This window comes from Citreicoccus inhibens, from assembly GCF_019039035.1.
In the GTDB taxonomy this organism is placed as follows: Bacteria; Myxococcota; Myxococcia; order Myxococcales; family Myxococcaceae; genus Citreicoccus; species Citreicoccus inhibens.
In genome coordinates this window covers 236,542-253,691 of the sequence record NZ_JAHNZT010000005.1, presented here as the reverse complement: position 1 = coordinate 253,691, position 17,150 = coordinate 236,542, and the positions used below count along the sequence as shown (strand labels likewise).

20 protein-coding genes are annotated in these 17,150 nt (G+C 70.8%); 12 read left to right on the top strand and 8 right to left on the bottom strand.

Annotation, left to right across the window (positions count from 1 at the left end):
- The first annotated feature begins 103 nt into the window (after positions 1-103).
- Positions 104-2,980 (top strand): TonB-dependent receptor domain-containing protein, encoded by a 2,877-nt coding sequence (locus KRR26_RS09470; protein ID WP_236068435.1) that lies wholly within the window; start codon positions 104-106, stop codon positions 2,978-2,980.
- Positions 2,980-3,417 carry a GNAT family N-acetyltransferase gene (locus KRR26_RS09465; protein ID WP_217079643.1) on the top strand — a complete coding sequence of 146 codons (438 nt, stop codon included), beginning with the start codon at positions 2,980-2,982 and terminating at the stop codon, positions 3,415-3,417. Before KRR26_RS09470 ends, KRR26_RS09465 begins: the two co-directional genes overlap by 1 nt.
- Position 3,418: 1 nt before the next feature.
- Here KRR26_RS09465 and KRR26_RS09460 read toward each other — a convergent pair whose 3' ends face one another.
- Complete coding sequence (locus tag KRR26_RS09460; RefSeq protein ID WP_236068434.1) at positions 3,419-4,594, bottom strand: MFS transporter; 1,176 nt, start codon at positions 4,592-4,594, stop codon at positions 3,419-3,421.
- Between the two features lie 222 nt (positions 4,595-4,816).
- On the opposite strand from KRR26_RS09460, the gene KRR26_RS09455 reads away from it, so the two are divergent.
- Positions 4,817-5,278, top strand: a complete 462-nt coding sequence (locus tag KRR26_RS09455; RefSeq protein WP_120207624.1) for an FKBP-type peptidyl-prolyl cis-trans isomerase — start codon at positions 4,817-4,819, stop codon at positions 5,276-5,278.
- A 42-nt stretch (positions 5,279-5,320) separates the two neighbouring features.
- Entirely contained in the window at positions 5,321-6,025 is a 705-nt protein-coding gene (locus tag KRR26_RS09450) for a YebC/PmpR family DNA-binding transcriptional regulator (RefSeq protein WP_120207622.1), read from the top strand.
- Here KRR26_RS09450 and KRR26_RS09445 read toward each other — a convergent pair.
- The gene (locus KRR26_RS09445) at positions 6,022-6,237 is read right to left on the bottom strand and encodes a hypothetical protein (RefSeq protein ID WP_120207620.1); all 216 of its coding nucleotides are present in this window, start codon (positions 6,235-6,237) and stop codon (positions 6,022-6,024) included. The two genes, KRR26_RS09450 and KRR26_RS09445, sit on opposite strands and share 4 nt — an antisense overlap.
- Before the next feature lie 89 nt (positions 6,238-6,326).
- Here KRR26_RS09445 and nudC point away from each other — a divergent pair, with 89 nt between their 5' ends.
- Positions 6,327-7,157, top strand: a complete 831-nt coding sequence (nudC, locus tag KRR26_RS09440; RefSeq protein WP_217079641.1) for an NAD(+) diphosphatase — start codon at positions 6,327-6,329, stop codon at positions 7,155-7,157.
- Between the two features lie 104 nt (positions 7,158-7,261).
- Complete coding sequence (locus KRR26_RS09435) at positions 7,262-7,954, top strand: radical SAM protein (RefSeq protein ID WP_217079640.1); 693 nt, start codon at positions 7,262-7,264, stop codon at positions 7,952-7,954.
- Between the two features lie 10 nt (positions 7,955-7,964).
- Here the strand turns inward: KRR26_RS09435 and KRR26_RS09430 are convergent, their stop codons facing one another.
- Both KRR26_RS09430 and KRR26_RS09425 read right to left on the bottom strand, forming a co-directional pair.
- Positions 7,965-8,408, bottom strand: coding sequence for a hypothetical protein (locus KRR26_RS09430; RefSeq protein WP_217079639.1), 444 nt, complete (start codon positions 8,406-8,408; stop codon positions 7,965-7,967).
- A gap of 15 nt (positions 8,409-8,423) precedes the next feature.
- The gene (locus KRR26_RS09425) at positions 8,424-8,705 is read right to left on the bottom strand and encodes a hypothetical protein (RefSeq protein WP_328707093.1); all 282 of its coding nucleotides are present in this window, start codon (positions 8,703-8,705) and stop codon (positions 8,424-8,426) included.
- A 92-nt stretch (positions 8,706-8,797) separates the two neighbouring features.
- Between KRR26_RS09425 and KRR26_RS09420 the strand changes: the two genes are divergently transcribed.
- Positions 8,798-9,103 (top strand): hypothetical protein, encoded by a 306-nt coding sequence (locus KRR26_RS09420; protein WP_217079637.1) that lies wholly within the window; start codon positions 8,798-8,800, stop codon positions 9,101-9,103.
- Between the two features lie 9 nt (positions 9,104-9,112).
- Here the strand turns inward: KRR26_RS09420 and KRR26_RS09415 are convergent, their stop codons facing one another.
- Together KRR26_RS09415 and KRR26_RS09410 are read right to left on the bottom strand one after the other, a co-directional pair.
- Entirely contained in the window at positions 9,113-9,514 is a 402-nt protein-coding gene (locus tag KRR26_RS09415) for a hypothetical protein (RefSeq protein WP_120207711.1), read from the bottom strand.
- Between the two features lie 227 nt (positions 9,515-9,741).
- Complete coding sequence (locus KRR26_RS09410; RefSeq protein ID WP_233577230.1) at positions 9,742-9,981, bottom strand: GIY-YIG nuclease family protein; 240 nt, start codon at positions 9,979-9,981, stop codon at positions 9,742-9,744.
- A gap of 177 nt (positions 9,982-10,158) precedes the next feature.
- On the opposite strand from KRR26_RS09410, the gene KRR26_RS09405 reads away from it, so the two are divergent.
- From KRR26_RS09405 to pdxA, 5 genes are all read left to right on the top strand, one after another.
- A complete protein-coding gene (locus KRR26_RS09405) occupies positions 10,159-11,178 on the top strand; it encodes an alpha/beta fold hydrolase (RefSeq protein WP_217079636.1) in 1,020 nt (339 codons plus the stop codon).
- A 66-nt stretch (positions 11,179-11,244) separates the two neighbouring features.
- The gene (locus KRR26_RS09400) at positions 11,245-12,243 is read left to right on the top strand and encodes a peptidylprolyl isomerase (protein ID WP_120207607.1); all 999 of its coding nucleotides are present in this window, start codon (positions 11,245-11,247) and stop codon (positions 12,241-12,243) included.
- A gap of 77 nt (positions 12,244-12,320) precedes the next feature.
- Entirely contained in the window at positions 12,321-13,316 is a 996-nt protein-coding gene (locus tag KRR26_RS09395; protein ID WP_217079635.1) for a peptidylprolyl isomerase, read from the top strand.
- 45 nt (positions 13,317-13,361) lie between these two features.
- Positions 13,362-14,333: a peptidylprolyl isomerase gene (locus tag KRR26_RS09390; protein ID WP_120207603.1), complete on the top strand. Its 972-nt coding sequence runs from the start codon at positions 13,362-13,364 to the stop codon at positions 14,331-14,333.
- The gene (gene pdxA, locus KRR26_RS09385; RefSeq protein WP_328707092.1) at positions 14,330-15,376 is read left to right on the top strand and encodes a 4-hydroxythreonine-4-phosphate dehydrogenase PdxA; all 1,047 of its coding nucleotides are present in this window, start codon (positions 14,330-14,332) and stop codon (positions 15,374-15,376) included. The genes KRR26_RS09390 and pdxA overlap by 4 nt, the downstream gene beginning before the upstream one ends.
- Here the strand turns inward: pdxA and KRR26_RS09380 are convergent.
- Both KRR26_RS09380 and KRR26_RS09375 read right to left on the bottom strand, forming a co-directional pair.
- Positions 15,300-15,602 (bottom strand): hypothetical protein, encoded by a 303-nt coding sequence (locus KRR26_RS09380; RefSeq protein WP_233577205.1) that lies wholly within the window; start codon positions 15,600-15,602, stop codon positions 15,300-15,302. The two genes, pdxA and KRR26_RS09380, sit on opposite strands and share 77 nt — an antisense overlap.
- Positions 15,603-15,889: 287 nt before the next feature.
- Entirely contained in the window at positions 15,890-16,981 is a 1,092-nt protein-coding gene (locus tag KRR26_RS09375; protein ID WP_120207601.1) for an aldo/keto reductase, read from the bottom strand.
- Positions 16,982-17,150 lie beyond the last annotated feature (169 nt).

Genomic DNA, 17,150 nt, shown 5'->3' with positions numbered 1-17,150 from the left:
CCCGCCCTCGCGCCCGGCCTACGTCTCAGGTCGGTCTCCGGACTGGCAACCGGGACCGAACATGGACCGGGCCGAGCGGAGAGGGAAGAATGGCTCGCGCCCCATGTCATCGTCCCGTCTGGCTCCGTGGCTGCTCTTCGTGTTCCTCACCGCCTCCGTCCCCGCGCTCGCGGACAACACGGCGGACGAGGCGGATATCGCCTTCGAGCTCGGCAACGAGGCCTACTCCCGAGGCAACTACACCGAGGCGCTGCGCTCGTACTTCAACAGCTACCGCCTGGTGCCCAACCGCAACGTGCTCTTCAACATCGCCCGCTGCTTCGAGGCGCTGGGGAAGTTCAACGAGGCGTACCGCTACTACAACGACCTGCTGGGTGAGAACCTGCCGGACGAGGACGCCTCGGAGGTCGCGCGCTCGCTGGAGCGGCTGCGCCCCAAGGTCGCCCTGGTGAAGGTCACCACCAGCCCCAAGGGCGCGGACGTCTTCGTGGACCGCATGGACCTGGGCAGCCGGGGCCGCTCACCTCAGACGCTCGCGCTGTCGCCCGGCCGCCACAAGGTGATGGTGAAGAAGGAGGGCTACCGTCCCACCGAGTCCACCGTCACCGTGGCGCGCGGCCGTGAGGTCCCGCTCGAGTTCGACCTGAGCCTCATCACCGGCGGCGTGGAGCTGACCGGCTCGCCCGAGGGCGCGGAGGTGCGCGACTCCCCCAATGGCCCCGTGCTGGCCCGCGTCCCGGGCAAGCTGCGGCTGCAGCCCGGGCAGCGCGTGCTGTACCTGCGCGCGCCCGGTCACGCGCCGGGCCAGTACGTGGTGGACGTGCCCGCGGATGGCAGCGCCACGCTCGCGGTGGCCCTCAACGTCCAGTCGCGGCCCACGGGGCGCGTCGTCGTCACCGCCACCCGAGACGGCGCCGCGGTGCGCGTGGACGGCAGGCCCGCGGGCTTCACCCCCGCCGTCGTCACCCTGCCCGAGGGGGAGCACGTGCTCGAGGTGGAGAGCCGTGACGTGCGGCCCCTGAGGCAGAAGGTCACCGTGGTGCCGGATCAGGAGCTGAAGGTCCACGCCGACCTGCACTACGAGCCGCCGCCCGTGCGCGCCGCCTCCAAGAGCCTGCTGTCCGTGGACGAGGCCCCCGCCTCCACCACCGTGCTCTCTCAAGAGGAGCTGCGGGCGTTTGGCTGGCACACGCTCGCCGAGGCGCTGGCCGGCGTGCGCGGCATGTACCTCACCGACGACCGCACGTACACGTACCTGGGCGTGCGCGGCTTCTCTCCGCCGGGCGACCTCAACACGCGCGTGCTCATCCTCTGGGATGGCCACTCCATGAACGACGTGTGGGCCGGCCAGGGCTACGCGGCGCACGACCTGAGCGTGGACCTGGACGAAGTGGAGCGCATCGAGGTGGTGCGCGGCCCGGGCAGCGCGCTGTACGGCACCGGCGCCTTCTTCGCCGTCATCAACGTGGTGCCGCGCGAGTCGCTCGGCCCGGATCGCAACCTGGAGCTCACCGGCGCGGTGGGCGCGCTGGGCATCACGCGCGTGCATGCCACCGCCGCGTGGGAGGGCGACGACCGCTCGGTCCTCTTCAGCCTCGCGGGGATGAAGTCCGTCGGCGCGGACACCACGCGGCTGGGGGAAGGTAAGGACAACCTCGTCTCCGGCCTGGATGGAGAGAAGGCCGCCACCGGCTCCTTGCGCGCGCGCCTGGGCAACCTGTCCCTGGTGGCGCATCTGCACGCCCGCTCGAAGAACGTGCCCACCGGCCCCTATGACTCGTTGGTGGGCGTCCCTGGCACGCGCGTGGAGGACCTCCGCGCCTTCACCGAGGCCCGCTACGAGCGTTCGCTGTCCGAGCGCATCACCTTGTCGCTGCGGGGCTCCGCCGACTTCAGCCGCTACCACGGCTACTTCGTCTACAACCAGGACGCCAACGGCAACTCCGAGCCCAACACGGAGGCTGGCGCCGCGGACTGGCTCACCGGCGAGGCGCGCCTGGGGTTGGCGCTGTTCGAGGGCAATCACCTCTCGGTGGGCATGGAGGGGCAGGCCCAGCTCCGCGTGGATCAGAAGAGCATCGGGCCCGCGGGCAGCGCGGCGCTGGAGACGAAGCAGCGCACGCTCCTGTCGCTCTACCTGCTGGACGAGTGGCGCCTGCACCCGCGCCTCTCGCTCTCGCTGGGCCTGCGCGTGGACAAGTACCTGGACCTGGACGCGGTGCCGCTCACGCCCCGGCTCGCCGTCATCGGGCGGCCCTACGACGGTGGGCTCACCAAGCTCGTGCTCGGTCGCGCCTTCCGCGCCCCCAACTATTACGAGCTGTATTTCCAGGACAACTTCGTCACCCAGCGCCCGGCGGATGACCTCAAGCCGGAGACCATCACCACCTTCGAAATCGAGCACTCGCACGACCTCACGCGCGAGCTGCGCGTGACGGTGGCCGGCTACCACAACCGCATCTCCAGCCTCATCGCCACGCTGGAGGAGAGCGTGGAGCCGCAGCGCTGCGGCTCGCCCGTGGGCACCTCGCCCTGCCTCGTGAACGTCAACGGCGCGGGCACCACGCTCGCGTGGGGCGCGGAGGCGGGCCTGCACTGGCAGCCGGGCCGCTGGCTGCTCGTGGACCTGAGCTACTCGTACGTGACGCTGCGGCACGCCTCGCAGGACGTGTCCGCCGCCACGCCGTCGCACCTCGCCTCGGGCCGGCTGCTGATGCCCGTGGGAGAAGGCGACCTGCGCGTGGCCACGCAGGCCACCTACGCGAGCGCCCGCCACAGCGGCCCCGGCGGCGCCGCCAGCGGCGAGGCGTTGCTCATCGGCTTCGGCGTGTCTGGGGACTACGGCCGCCTGCGCTACTTCGCGGGTGTGAACAACCTGCTGGACGCGCAATACACCGTGCCCGTGGGAGCGAACTTCGCCGCCGCGCCGGTGCCCCAGTACGGCCGCACCTTCAATCTGCAGCTCACTGGGACCTTCTGATGGCCGCGCTCGACTTCATCCACCTGGACCATCCGCTGTACGCCCGCGAGCTGGACCTGCGCTTCCGCGTGCTGCGCGAGCCCCTGGGCCACACGCGCGAACAGGTGCTGTTCCCCTTCGAAGCGCAGAGCCTGCACCTCATCGCGCACGACGCCGGCGAGGTGGTGGGCTGCGTCCTCTTCCACCCCGAGGACGCGCACGGCGGGCGCCTGTTCCAGATGGCGGTGGCGCCTCAACTCCAGGGACAGGGGCTGGGCGCCCAGCTGGTGCGCACGCTGGAAACGGGCCTGCGCGAGCGAGGCTTCACGCACGTGCACCTCCACGCGCGCGCGCAGGTCGTCCCCTTCTATGAGCGCCTGGGCTACGCCGTGCATGGCGAGCCCTTCATCGACGTGGGCATTCCCCACCGTCACATGAACAAGACGCTCGCGCCGTGACTCACGTCGTGGGCACGGGGCGCGCCACGCTGCCTCGGCCCCGCAGGAGCGCGAGCAGGCCCACCACCGACAGGGCGATGCCCACCGAACACACGCCGCCCCAACCGAAGCGCGCCCACGCGGTGGTGCCCAGCCACGCACCGCTGGCGCCTCCCGCGAAGTACGACACCATGTAGAGCGTGTTGAGCCGGCTGCGCGCCGCGGGCTGCAACGCATACACGCGCATCTGGTTGGACAGGTGGTTGCCCTGCGCTCCCAGGTCCAGCAGCACCACGCCCAGCCCGATGCCCCACAGCGAGTGTCCCGTCGCCCACATCACGACGAAGGACAGCCCCAGCACGCCAATGGACAGCGCGTTGATGCGGCGATCTCCCCCGCCCTGATCCGAGTAGCGCCCCACCACCGGCGCCATGACCGCGCCCACCATGCCCACCACGCCGAAGAGCCCCGCCACCTGCGCGTCGTAGTGCTGCGGGAGGCGCTGGAGATACAGGGCCAGCGTGGCCCAGAACGCGCCGAACGCACCGAACGTCAGCGCGCCCAACAGCGAGTGCAGTCGCAGCGCGGGCTCGGTGCGCGCCAGATGGCCCAGCGAGCGCATCAACTCCGGATAGGACATGGCCGCCGCGGGGGGCTGCGCGGGCAACGTCATCCGCAGCAGTGCGGCGAGCGCCACCATCAGCCCCGCGCCCATCCAGAACATCGCGCGCCAACCCAGGTGCGTCCCCACGAAGCCCGCCGCCGTGCGCGACAGCAAGATGCCGATGAGCAAGCCGCTCATCACCGTGCCCACCACGCGCCCACGCTCGGCGGGCGGGGCCAGGTGCGCCGCGAAGGGCACCAGCAACTGCGGAATCACCGTGGTGGCGCCCACGAGGAAGCTGGCCAACACCATCCACGCCAGGCTCGGCGCCAGCGCCGCGGCCACCAACGCCAGACTGACCAGCCCACACATGATGAGGATGATTCGCCGCCGCTCATGGCTGTCCCCCAGCGGGACGATGAACAACATCCCAATCGCGTACCCCACCTGCGTCATCGTGGGGATGAGCCCGAGCGAGCTGCCCGAGGCCGCCAGGTCCCGCCCGATGTCACCGAGCAGGGGCTGGTTGTAATAGAGGTTCGCGGCGGTCGCGCCCGAGGCGGCGGCCATCAGCCACACGAGTGAGCGGCGCATTCCCGCCGGCGCGGCCGATGAGGACTCTGAAGGTGTCGTGGACATGGGAAGACCGCGCACGGATAAGCCGCTCGAGGGAGCGCTTCAAGCAAGAGTGGCGCGTGGAGCCCTCGAATCGCCCCCATCTGTCCGAGCAAGCAGCGAATGCCCCTTTGCGCGGTGCGCGTCGCGCAGGCAGGCTCTCGCCCGTCTCGTCCTCTCCTCCCGAAAAGGCCCCGCCCGATGCTCCGAGCCCTGACCTTGTGTGCGCTCCTCCTCGCCCTGCCCGGTTGCGGCTCCAGCGCCGACTCGGGCGACCCCACGAAGGTGACGTACGCGGCGGAGCTGGGCGTGGACCTCACCGCGATGTCTCGCCAGGAGAGCGGCCTCTACATCCAGGACCTGGAGACGGGCACCGGCGCCGAGGCCGTGAAGGGCAAGGTCGTGCAGGTGCACTACTCGGGCTGGCTCCCCGATGGCCGGCGGTTCGATCAGAACACCGGGTCGGACAAGCCCTTCTCGTTCACGCTCGGGCGCCGCCAGGTCATTGACGGGTGGGACGAGGGCGTCGCCGGCATGCGCGTGGGCGGCAAGCGCCGGCTCGTGATTCCCTCCGAGCTGGGCTACGGCGGCGACGGCGCGGGAGGCATCATCCCGCCCGACTCGGTGCTCGTCTTCGACGTGGAGCTGGTGAACGTCATCTAGACGGATGAATCCAGGCCCGGACCTGGAGTAGGAGCACACCCCATGGGCGCTCAGTGGAAGCACAAGGGCCGCACCGAGCACGCGGCCGCGAAGGGAAAGCTCTTCACCAAGCTGGTGAAGGAAATCATGGTCGCCGCCAAGGCGGGGGGCTCGGACCCGGAGAACAACCCCCGGCTGCGCATGGCCATGGACGCCGCGAAGAAGGCCTCCATGCCGCGCGACACCCTGGAGCGCGCCATCAAGAAGGGCGCGGGCGAGCTCGATGAGCAGGTGAACTACGAACTCGTCACCTACGAGGGCTTCGCGCCCCACCAGGTGCCGGTCATCGTCGAGTGCCTCACCGAGAACAAGAACCGCACCGCCACCAACATCCGCATCCTGTTCCGCAAAGGACAGCTCGCCACCAGCGGCGCGGTGTCGTGGGACTTCAACCGCCGAGGCGTCATCGAAGCCACGCCACCCGCCCCCGGCACCGACGCGGAGACGGCCGCCATCGAGGCCGGCGCGCAGGACGTGGAGCCCGCGGATGAGGGCGCCACCCGCTTCGTCACCGAGGCGGCCGAGCTGGACACGGTGAGCAAGGCGCTCGCGGGCCAGGGCTGGAAGGTGTCGGCGCAGAGCCTCGCGTGGCTCGCCAAGAACCCCGTGCAGCTCGACGACGCGGCGCGCCCGGACGTCGAGGCGTTCCTCGAGGGGCTCGACGGCGACGACGACGTTCAGAACATCTACGTGGGGCTCAAGGACTAGCCCCCCGCGTCAGGCGGCGGAGGCGGCACGCGCTTCCTCGGGAAGCTGGAGCGCCGCCACGGCAGCCCGCGGATGGCCACGCTCAGGAGCATGGAGACGGGCAGCAGCATGCCCACCACCTGCATCGTGTTCGTGGGGGGATGGGCCACCATGCCCAGCCCCATCACGGCGACGAGCACGCCACACACCAGCCGGATGAAGATGTCGTTCACGCAATGCGCCCCGTCACGTCGAGTGGCGCGAACATAACGCGGGCTTCGGACACTGCACGTCCGCACCGAGCCCGTTAAGGTGCCTGCCCGTGAGCCTCCCTTCCCACTTCGAGCCCGGACACGAGCCCCCTCACCGCCCCCGGGATGGCGCCCTCTTCTTCCTCGCGCGCGGCCTGGACCTGGTCATCGAGGAGCGCGACGGCGCGGTGGTCATCCCCACCGGCGCGAGCTTCCCCACCTTGATGGCGGACGCGCACTTCCTCGGCGTCCTGGACGCGACCACGGACTGCTACGCCGTGTCGTTGCCGCCGGACCACCCGCTCCCCGCCCCCCTGAAGGTGGTGGCAGCCCGCACCCTGTTCAAGCGGGTGGACGAGGCGCGCTTCGCCGTCGTCGGCCGCGCGCTGGCCATCGCCGAGTGGGACCTCATGCACCGCTTCTGCGGGCGCTGCGGCCACGCCACCCAGCTCGTCCCGGGCGAGCGCGCGCGCCGCTGCCCGGTGGACCACACGCCCTTCTACCCGCGCATCGCCCCGGCCATCATCGTCCTCATCACCCGAGGCGACCAGATGCTGCTGGCGCGCAACGCGACGTTCCCCGAGCCCATGTACAGCACGCTCGCGGGCTTCGTGGACGCGGGCGAGTCCCTGGAGGAGACCGTCCGGCGCGAGGTGAAGGAGGAGGTCGGCCTGGAGCTGCGCGACGTGCGCTACTTCGGCAGCCAGCCCTGGCCCTACGGTCGCTCGCTGATGGTGGGCTTCACCGCGGAGTACGCCGGCGGGGAGATCGCCGTGGACGGCAAGGAGATCGCCGAGGCCCGCTGGTTCTCGGTGGATGACCTGCCCCGCATCCCGCCGCCCATCAGCATCGCCCGGCACCTCATCGACTCCTTCATCGCGCGGGTGAAGGCCACGCGGTAAGTCCCGGGAATCCCACGGCCCGCGCCTCCTGTTCGTCAGCGAGGCCGGTGTGCCCTTGACCCGGCCCCCTCGGGTGCGCTTGATGCGCCCGCTCCCGTACGACCATGCCCGCAGCGCGCCCGCACATCGAACCCCGCCGTGTCCCCGCCGCCGACTCCGTGGTGGTGAAGGAAATCTATCTCTCCGTCCAGGGGGAGTCCTCGCACGCGGGGCTGCTCTGCGCGTTCGTGCGCCTCACTGGCTGCCACCTGCGCTGCTCGTATTGCGACAGTGAGTTCGCCTTCCGCGGCGGCCAGCGCGTGAAGAACGCGGACGTCGTCGCGCAGGTGCGCGCGATGAACACGCCCATGGTGGAGGTGACGGGCGGTGAGCCCCTGCTCCAGCCCGGCGTCTATCCGCTCATGGAGGCGCTCTTGGACGCGGGCCTCAAGGTGCTGCTGGAGACCAGCGGCGCCATCGACGTGCGGCTCGTGCCGCCGGACGTGCACAAGATTGTCGACATGAAGACGCCCTCGTCGGGCGAGTCCGGCCGCAACGACTACCGCAACTTCGCCTCCATGAACGCGCGCGACGAGCTCAAGTTCGTCATCGGCTCGCGCGAGGACTACGAGTGGTCGCGGGCGCTCGTGGCCGAGCACGACCTGACCCGCCGTCCCTACGGCGTCCTCTTCTCCACGGTGTTCGACAAGCTCCACCCACGCCAGCTCGCCGAGTGGATCATCGACGACCGGCTCCCCGTGCGCTTCCAGCTGCAGATGCACAAGTACATGTGGGAACCCAACGCGCGCGGCGTCTGAGCGCGGCCCGTCAATCGGCCGTCCACAGCATCGTCCCCACCACCACGAGCCAGACGAGCGTCAGGCCCAGGTTGACGCGCGCCACCCCGCGCAGCGCCCGCACCCGGTTGAAGGCCCGCGAGTTCCACCGGGCGTCGGGCACGCGCCGGGCCTCCTGCTTGACGCACAGCAGGCCCCCCGCCCCGCCCACGAAGGCGCCCAGCGGGAACAGCAGGCCCAGGAGCAGCGCCAGCCCCAGGAAGTTCACCCCCATCCACACGGTCACCGCGCGCGAGGGCGAACCCTGCTCGCGCAGCCACACCACGCACGCGCCGCACAGGGCATCCTCGGCTTGGACCTCGAGGCAGTCACCGCAGAGGAAGCGACCGCAGCGCGCGCAGGTGACCACCGCGCCACGCTCCGGGTGCTCCGCGCAACGGGCGCCGATGAGCAGGACCGAGTCATCGGTGCCCATGGCGCGCGCTTCCGCTCAGAAGCCGGAGGGGGCCACGTGCGCTGTGGCCGAGGCCACGCCGTGCCCGCCCAGGCCCAGGAACACCGCGGCGAGCACCGAGCAGGCCATGAAGCCCGTGACGATGAGGTTCTTGCGCGGGTGCTCGAACTGACTGAAGGCGTAGAACAGCACGTAGAAGGGGATGAGCAGCACCATCATCCCTGTGCCCACGCTGCGGCGGAAGGCATGCATCAAGAGGAACGCCGCGCACACGAGCGCGAGCACCGCGAACAGGATGGCGAAGGGCAGGACCGACACGGCGCCAACCCTTAGCATGCTTGCCCCCTGGCGTGTCCTCGGTGCGCATACTAAGGACGGCCCGCCGCTCAGTGAGCGAGGAGGTCGCCGCCATGTCCGCCGTGAAGACGTTCCTCAACTTCATCTTCGGCTTTGCCCTGCTGGGAATCTTCGTGGCGTCGCTGATGGCCCCGAGTTTCCTCGAGTGGTACAACAGCACCCCGCTCGCCACGCAGACCATGTGCAACCTCCCCCAGGTCGTCCGGGAGGTGACCCACGAGCTCCTGCGCTACCAGCTCATCGGCGCGTCGGTGGGCGCGGGCGTCGGCCTCATCCTCGGCATCCTGCTCGCCGTGCGGGCCCGCCGAGTGGCCCGCCGCGATGACACATCGACGCCGCCTCCCGCCTCGGCGGCGTAGGAGCCGCGCTCAGCCCTTCGAGACGTAGATGGGCGCGGTGCGGCCCAACAGGCCGCCCCCGTTGCCGTCCTGCACGTTGACGTAGATGAAGAGGGGCGTCTCGGGATGGTCCGCGTTCTGCGGGGGCACGACCCATGTGGGCGCGCGCGCGTGGGGATCCGAGAACTGCCCCGCCGGGGTCTCCGGCTCCTGGCGCCAGTTGAACTCCAGCGTGTCGCCGTCCTCGTCATTCACCTCGAGCTGGAGTTGGACGGTGGTGCCCTCCGTCACGCGCACACCGCCCTCGGAGACTCCCGCGAGGGACAGCCGCGGCCCCACCGTGATGCGCGGCAGATGGTTGCCGTCACCGCATCCGATTCCAACCGCGCCCACCGCCAGCACGACGAACATGGACGTACGCACTCGAGACATGGACATCTTCTCCCTGCAAGGAACGACCGAACCCTAGAGCTGCCCTCCGAGGCACCACACTGGTCCTCGAGAGCAGGGTGTCCGCGACTTCACGATGAACCGCACCGGCCAGCGTTCCATGAGCGATTGGGCGGGCGCCAGTCCCATCCCCGCCGCGCCAGGCTCCCCGGCCGCTCGGACGGGGGAAGAACGATGGGCACCGCGCGACATATCCCTCGGACCGGAGGCTAGGGTGTGCGGGCGCGCGGCGGCAGCAGGCGCAGCTTGTCCGCCCGGGTCAGCCGCTTGATGGCGGCCTCGCGGCGGAGCGCGGCGCTCCGGTCCTGCGCGGGCTCGCTCCACACCAGGGTGATGGGCAGGCGGGCGCGCGTGTAGGCGGCGCCGCGTCCCTTCGCGTGCGTGGCCACCCGGCGCGACAGGTCATTCGTGGCGCCGGTGTAGAGCGTGCCGTCGCGGCAGCGCAGCATGTAGACAGTCCAGCCGGGGGATTCGCGGGGCACGGGCCTGGGCACTCTATCCGCCGCGCGGACCCCACCTCCAGGGGCAGCCTGGGTGTCGAGCATCCGGAATCGGCGCGGCAACAGCCCCGGGTCGGACGTAGACTCGCGCCCGTGACACGAAGACAGGTAGCGCGGCTGGGTCGTATGGCGGATCTCTTCTCGCGGGCGATGGACCGCGGCAAGGAGGGGTTGCTCACGCTCAGCTTCCGGCCCGACGAGCTGTATCGAGTCCCCACGGACGACGGCGCCGCCATCGCGCTCGGCCGCTACCATCCGCGCGGCGAGCGCCGCCACGCCGAGCCCGTCATCCTCTGCCACGGGCTGGCCGCCAACCGCTTCCACCTCGACTTCAACGAGCACTACAGCATGGCGCGCGCGCTCGCCCGCGCCGGCTTCGAGACCTGGGTGCTGGAGCTGCGCGGACGCGGGCTCGCGGGCGAGTGCGGCGACTTCACCTTCGACGACCAGGCGGATTACGACGTGCGCGCCGCCCTGCGCACCGTGCTGTCCACCGGCGCCAAGCAGGTGCTCTGGGTGGGGCACTCCAAGGGCGGACTGATGATCTACGCGCACCTGGCGAAGAATCCCCAGGCGCCCGTGAGAGCCGCGGCGGCGCTCGGCAGTCCGTTCACCTTCGCGGTGCAGCCGGGGCTGCGCTCCTTCATCCGCCGCATGGAGCCCCTGCTGAGCCTCAAGGCCATCCCCACCCGCCGCATCACCGGCATCGCCTTGTTGGGCGCCCCCCCGGGCCCCATCAGCCGCTACCTCATGCTGGCGGAGAACATGGAGCCGGAGGTCATCCGCCGCGCCATGGCCAACGTCCCCTCGGACATCTCGGGCGGCGTGGGGCGCCAGTTCGCCCGGTGGATCGTCACCAACCAGTTCACCACCCACGACGGCAGCTTCGACTACCGCCCGCCGCTCGCGCAGGTGCGCATCCCCTTCCTGCTCCTGGCCGGCAGCCGCGACCTGCTCGCCCCGCCCATGGCCGTGGCGCGCGCGAAGGAGCACCTGGGCGGACCGGTGAAGTTCCTCGTCGCCGGGCGAGCCCACGGCTTCGGCGCGGACTACGGCCACGCGGACCTGATTCTGGGTCGCCGCGCGCCGGACGAAATCTTCCCCCTGGTGGAGGCGTTCCTGTCCTCGCACGCGACCCGGGCCTGAGCGGCCGGGTGCCCCCTCCTCCGGTTGTCCGGGCTCCCCCGCCGTGCTAGCCGGAATCCGCCGCCCATGCCCCTCTCCGCCCGCCCCCTTGCCCTCGCCCTGCTGGCGCTCGCCGCGTGCGAGCGCGCGCCGGCGGACGGGCGCGCGGTGATGGACCTGCGGCACACCCGCGCCCCCCGCTCGCCCCCGGCCGTCAGCTGGTCCGGCGACGGGGTCACCACCGACGAGGTGGCCCAGCGCTTCCGCGAGATGAGCCCCGCGCTGCGCGAGCGCTACCAGTCGCCTCCAGCCCGGCGCGAGTACGTCGAGGCGCTCGCCCGCTTCGACGTGCTGGTCCGTGAGGCCCTGGCCCGCGGGCTCCAGGACGACCCGGAGGTGGTGGAGGCCACCAAGCGCGCCCTGGTGAACCGGCTGATGCGCGCGAAGCTGGAGGAGGCCGCCATCGCGGTGTCCGACGCGGACGTCGACGCCGCCTATGCCGCGCGCCGCGAGGACTTCACCCGCCCGGAGGTCGTGCGCCTGTCCCATGTGTTCCTCGCCGCGCCCCGCTCGGACGCGGCCCGCGTGGCGAAGGCGCGCGAGCGGGCCGAGGCCGTGCGCGTCCAGGCGCTCGCGCTGGCTCCAGATGACTTCGCTGGCTTCGGGAAGCTCGCGCGCACGCTCAGCGAGGAGCCCCGCACCGCCCCGCTGGACGGCGACCTGCGTTTCCTTTCGGACGCGGAGCTGACCCAGCAGCTCGGCCCCGAGGTGACCAGCGCCGCGCGCGCGCTCACCGCCGAGGGCGCGCTCAGCGGCGTGGTGCAGACGGACGCGGGCCTCCACGTGCTGAAGCTGCGCGCGCGGCGACCCGCGCTGGACGTCCCCCTGGAGGAGGCGCGCGAGGGGCTGCGCGTGCGCCTGGAGGGCGAGCAGCGCGCCCACGCCTGGGCCTCGTACCTGGAGGACGCCTCCCGCCGCCTGTCGCTGAAGGTGGACACCGCCGCGCTGGACGCGGTGCCCCTGGATGTGGGCGGCCCCATGGAGAAGCCCTCGGGTCCACCGCCCGGAACGGTACCCCCACCGTGAGCCCCCGCTTGCCAGCTCGCCTTCCCGGCACCACCTTCGGGGGGACTTTGTCCTCCCCCACCCCGAGGCCTCCGCGCATGCGCCCCGCCTTTGCCCCCACCTCCTGGCTGCTGTGGTCCACCCTGGTCCTGGGCGCCGGCCTGGCCGGTTGCCACAAGCCCTCGCAGGAGGCCCCGGACCCGTCCGTGGTGGCCACCGTGAACGGCGAGGTGCTCAACCGCACCGACTTCGAGCAGGAGCTGTCCCGCGAGCTGGCCTCCACCGAGGGCCCCGAGCGCACTCCGGAAGAGGTGGAGCCCTTCAAGCGGGCGCTGGTGGACACGCTGGTGAAGCGGATGCTGCTGCTCCAGGCGGCCCGGCAGAACAACGTCGCGGTGACGCCCGAAGAGGTGGACCGAGGCGTGCTCCGGCTGTCGGGCGACTACCCGGCGGGCAACTTCAACGAGGTGTTGGCCCAGGGCCAGCTCTCCATGTCCGAGCTGCGTGCCCGCGAGACGAGCCGGCTCACCATCGAGAAGCTGTTCACCCATCACGTGTACTCGCGCGTGGCGGTGACGGAGGAGGAGCTGCGCGCCTTCTATGCCACCCGTGAGGCGGACTTCCACGAGCCCGAGGAGGTCCACGCCGCGCAAATCGTGGTGAAGGGCCTGGATGAGGCCCGCCGGCTCCAGGCGCAGCTCAAGTCCGGAAAGAAGTTCTCGGACCTGGCGCGCAGGTACTCGCTGAGCGCGGACGCCAAGGTGGGAGGCGACCTGGGGTTCTTCCCCCGAGGCCAGATGCCGCCCGCGTTCGACGAAGTGGTATTCAAGCTGGGGGTGGGGCAGGTTTCGGACGTGGTCTCCACCGAGTACGGCTATCACCTGTTCAAGGTGTTGGAGCGCAAGCCGGCCCGCAAGCGCGAGTTCGCGGAGGTGCGGCAGGTGGTGGAGACCCGGGTGCTGGAGGAGAAGCGGTCGCAAGCCCAGGAAGCCTTCGAAAAGGACCTGCGGGACAAGGCGCAGGTCTGGGTGAACGAGGCCTCGCTGCAGGCCATCCGCGGGCGGCCCACGCCGCACGCGGCCACGGGTGATTGATTGTTCGGGTCTGGGTTACCGGCCTGATGATGGCGAGGACTTGAGATGAAGAAGCTGTTGGCGTTCATGGCGGCGGTGGCGCTCCTGGCGGGCCCGACGGCCGCGCGCGCGGAGCTGGTGGACAAGGTGGTCGCGGTGGTGAACCGCGACGTCATCTCGCTCTCGGAGCTGGAGCAGCGCGCCGCGCCGGAGATGCAGCGGATCAACGCCGAGCGCGACTCGCGCAAGCGCGCCGAGGAGCGCGGCCAGGTGCTGAAGACGACGCTGGACACGCTCATCGGCGAGAAGCTGATGGAGGGTGAAATCCAGCAGCTCGGCATCACCGCCACGGACGCCGAGGTCGAGGAGCTGGTGGCCGACGTCCGCAAGCAGAACAACATCACGGACGCGGCCCAGTTCGAGCAGCTCCTCGCCGGCGAGGGCCTCACCATGCCCCGCTACCGGGACATGATGCGCAAGCGCATCCTGCGAGACCGCCTGCTGCGAATGAAGGTGGGCCCCAAGGTCAAGGTGACCGAGGAGGACCTCAAGGCCGCCTACGCGCAGTACTCGCGGCTGGAGGGCGAGGACACCGAGGTCCACGCCCGCCACATCCTCGTGCAGGTGGACGCCAAGGCCACGCCCGAGGTGGTGGAGGCCGCGCGCAAGAAGGCCGAGGGCATCGCGCAGGAGGCCCGGCGTCCCGGCATGGACTTCTCGGCGCTCGCGCGCGCGCGCAGCGAGGGCCCGAGCGCGGCGGATGGTGGTGACCTGGGCTTCTTCAAGCGCGGCGTGATGGTGGCCGCCTTCGAGAAGGCCGCCTTCACGCTGAAGGACGGCGAGGTGAGCGAGCCCATCCGCACCAACTTCGGCTGGCACATCCTGAAGGTGGAGGAGCGCCGCAACGTGAAGGTCTCCTCCTACGACGAGATGAAGCCCAAGCTGGAGTCCAAGCTGCTCCAGGAGAAGACGGAGAAGTTCCTGGACCAGTACGTCCAGGAGCTGCGCTCGAAGGCCAACGTCGAAGTGAAGCTGTGACGCGCGGCGCGGGGAGCGCCCCCCAGCGGCCCGTGGTGGGCATCTCGCTGGGGGATGTCTCGGGCATCGGGCCGGAGGTGACGGCCGCCGCGCTGGCGCGCCCCGCCGTGCGCCGCGCGCTCGTCCCGGTGGTGTTTGGAGACGGCCCCACGCTGGAGCGCTTCCCGCAGTTCCGCGACTACCAGCGCGCGTCCCCCGAGGAGCTGGGCCGCGTGCATGGCCCCACGGCGGTGGAGGTCACCCGGCTCGCCGCGAAGGACCGCGTGCCGGGCAAGCCCTCGCGCGTGGGCGGGCGCGCGCAGTATGCCTACGTGACGGCGGCCATCGACGCCATGCGGGCGCGCCATGTGGATGCGCTGTGCACCGCGCCCGTGTCGAAGGAGCAGATTTCGCGCGCTGGCATTCCGTTCATGGGCCACACGGAGGTCCTCGCGGAGTCCTTCGGCGTGGAGGTGCTCATGATGATGGATGGTCCGCGCATGCGCATCGCGCTGGCCACCAACCACGTGCCCGTGGCCTCGCTGTCCTCGCGGCTCACGGTGGAGGGGCTCACGGAGCAACTCCAGCTGTTGTCTCGGAGCCTCGCGCCGGTGGTGGGCCGTCGGCCGCGCATCGCGGTGCTGGGGCTCAACCCGCACGCGGGCGAGGGCGGACTGTTGGGGCGCGAGGAGGTCGAGGTGATTGGCCCCGCCATCCAGCGAGCGCGGCGCGCGAAGGTGGATGCGCACGGGCCGCTCGCGGCGGATGGGCTCTTCGCGCAGCCGGAGCGCGTGGGCGCCGAGTACGACGTGGTGCTGGCCATGTACCACGACCAGGGACTCATCCCGGCCAAGGCGCTGGACTTCGAGCGCACGGTGAACGTGACGCTCGGGCTGCCGGTGCCGCGCACGTCGCCGGACCACGGCACGGCCTACGCGCTGGCGGGCACGGGCAAGGCGAGCTGCGTCCCCATGGTGGAAGCGCTGCTCAAGGCCGCGGCGCTCGCCGCAGTTTCGCCTCCAGGTGCGCGACGAGGTCCTCGCCGTCCCGCTCGGGGTCGATGAGCGTCGAGTGAGAGCCCCGGCCGGTGGAGTCGGGGATGACGAGCACCGTCACCTGCCCCGTGGGGCAGCGCCCGAGGCACGGGGCGGGAACGATGCGCGTGCGCTCACCCAGCCCCCGCGACTGGAGCGTCTCTCGCACCCGGCGCGGCAGGTCCACCCCGCCCGCGCTCGCCTCCAGGCGAACGAGGCAACGGTGACACAGATGCAACTCCGTGGTGTCTGTCACTCGGATTCCGGGGGGCGCATGACGTCGAGCCCCGGAGGATAACCGCGGGCCCCCGTGAAGGCACCGTCCCGCGCGCCTCGCTCCGTGGCGTGCACGGGCCCGAGGACCCGTGCACGCCACCTGCCCACGCCCTGCCCCTCGCCCACCACTCGACCCTCCCACCCCCGCCAGGGCATCAAGCCAGGGCGACCTCGCGCCCGCGCCACCCCGCCCGTCTTCTCTTGAACGCCGAATCCTCGCGACGCGGAAGCCACCCGTGAGGACTGTTCCGGACCCACCGCCGCGCGCTACCAGCGCTCCACGTCGTCCGGGCGGAGCGCCATCAGGGGCGAAGGCGGCGCCTTCACCCCGTTCACCGACAGCCCACCGTGCATGTAGATGGGCGTGGCCGTGATGAAGGCCGCCGGGAACCCCAGCGTTGGCGCGGAGGCGTCATCCAACGCCTTCACCTGCGCGTCCGTCAGCTTCAGCTCCAGCGCGCCCAGGTTGTCATCGAGCTGCGCCAGCGTGCGCGCGCCGATGATGGTGGACGACACGCCCGGCCGCCCCTGCACCCACGCGAGCGCCACGCGCGCCACCGTCGAGGACTGCTCCTTCGCCACGCGCTGGAGCACATCGAGGATGCCGTAGGTGCGCTCGGTGAGCGAGGCATCCAGCCGCGCGCCCCGGTCCGACTTCAGCTTGCCCGCGTTCTCGCGCGTGAACTTGCCGCTGAGCGCGCCTCCCTTGAGCGGCGACCACGGCGTCACCCCCAGCCCCAGCTCGCGCGCCATGGGGATGAGCTCCCCTTCCACCGTGCGCTCGATGAGCGAGTACTCAATCTGCAGCGCGATGAGCGGCGCCCAGCCTCGGAAGGAAGACATCACCTGCGCCTGCGCCACCTTCCACGCCGGCGTGTCGGAGATGCCCGCGTAGCGAATCTTGCCGGCGCGAACCAGGTCATCCAGCGCGCGCAGCGTCTCCTCGATGGGCGTGTGGATGTCGTAGCAGTGCATCCAATACAAATCGATGTAGTCCGTCTGCAGGCGGCGCAAGGACTCCTCGCACGCGGCCACCAGGGACTTGCGGCCCGCGCCACCTCCGTTCGGATCCGACGCGAACAGGTTGCCGAAGAACTTGGTCGCGATGACGAGCCGGTCGCGCTTGTTCGGGTGGCGACCGAGATGGTCCCCAATGATTTTCTCCGAGTGGCCCCGCGTGTAGAGATTGGCCGTGTCGATGAAGTTGCCGCCGCGCTCGATGAACCGGTCCAGGATGGCCGCGGAGGTCTCGACCGAGCTGCCGAAGCCCAGGTCCTCTCCGAACGTCATCGCGCCCAGACAGAATGGACTGACCCGAAGACCGGAACGACCCAGGGTGAGGTAGTGCTGGAGTGACATGGAACTCCCTACGAGAGGACGTGAGAAACGGCGGCCGGAGAGCTAATCCGACGCACAGCCCCTCGCCACTCAACTCCCTGCGTTTCCTCTCCCCTGAGGCCGCGAGAATCACTCAGGCGGCCGTGACATCACCGCGATGCGTCGCAGCGCACGCCCCTCGAAGCCCTGC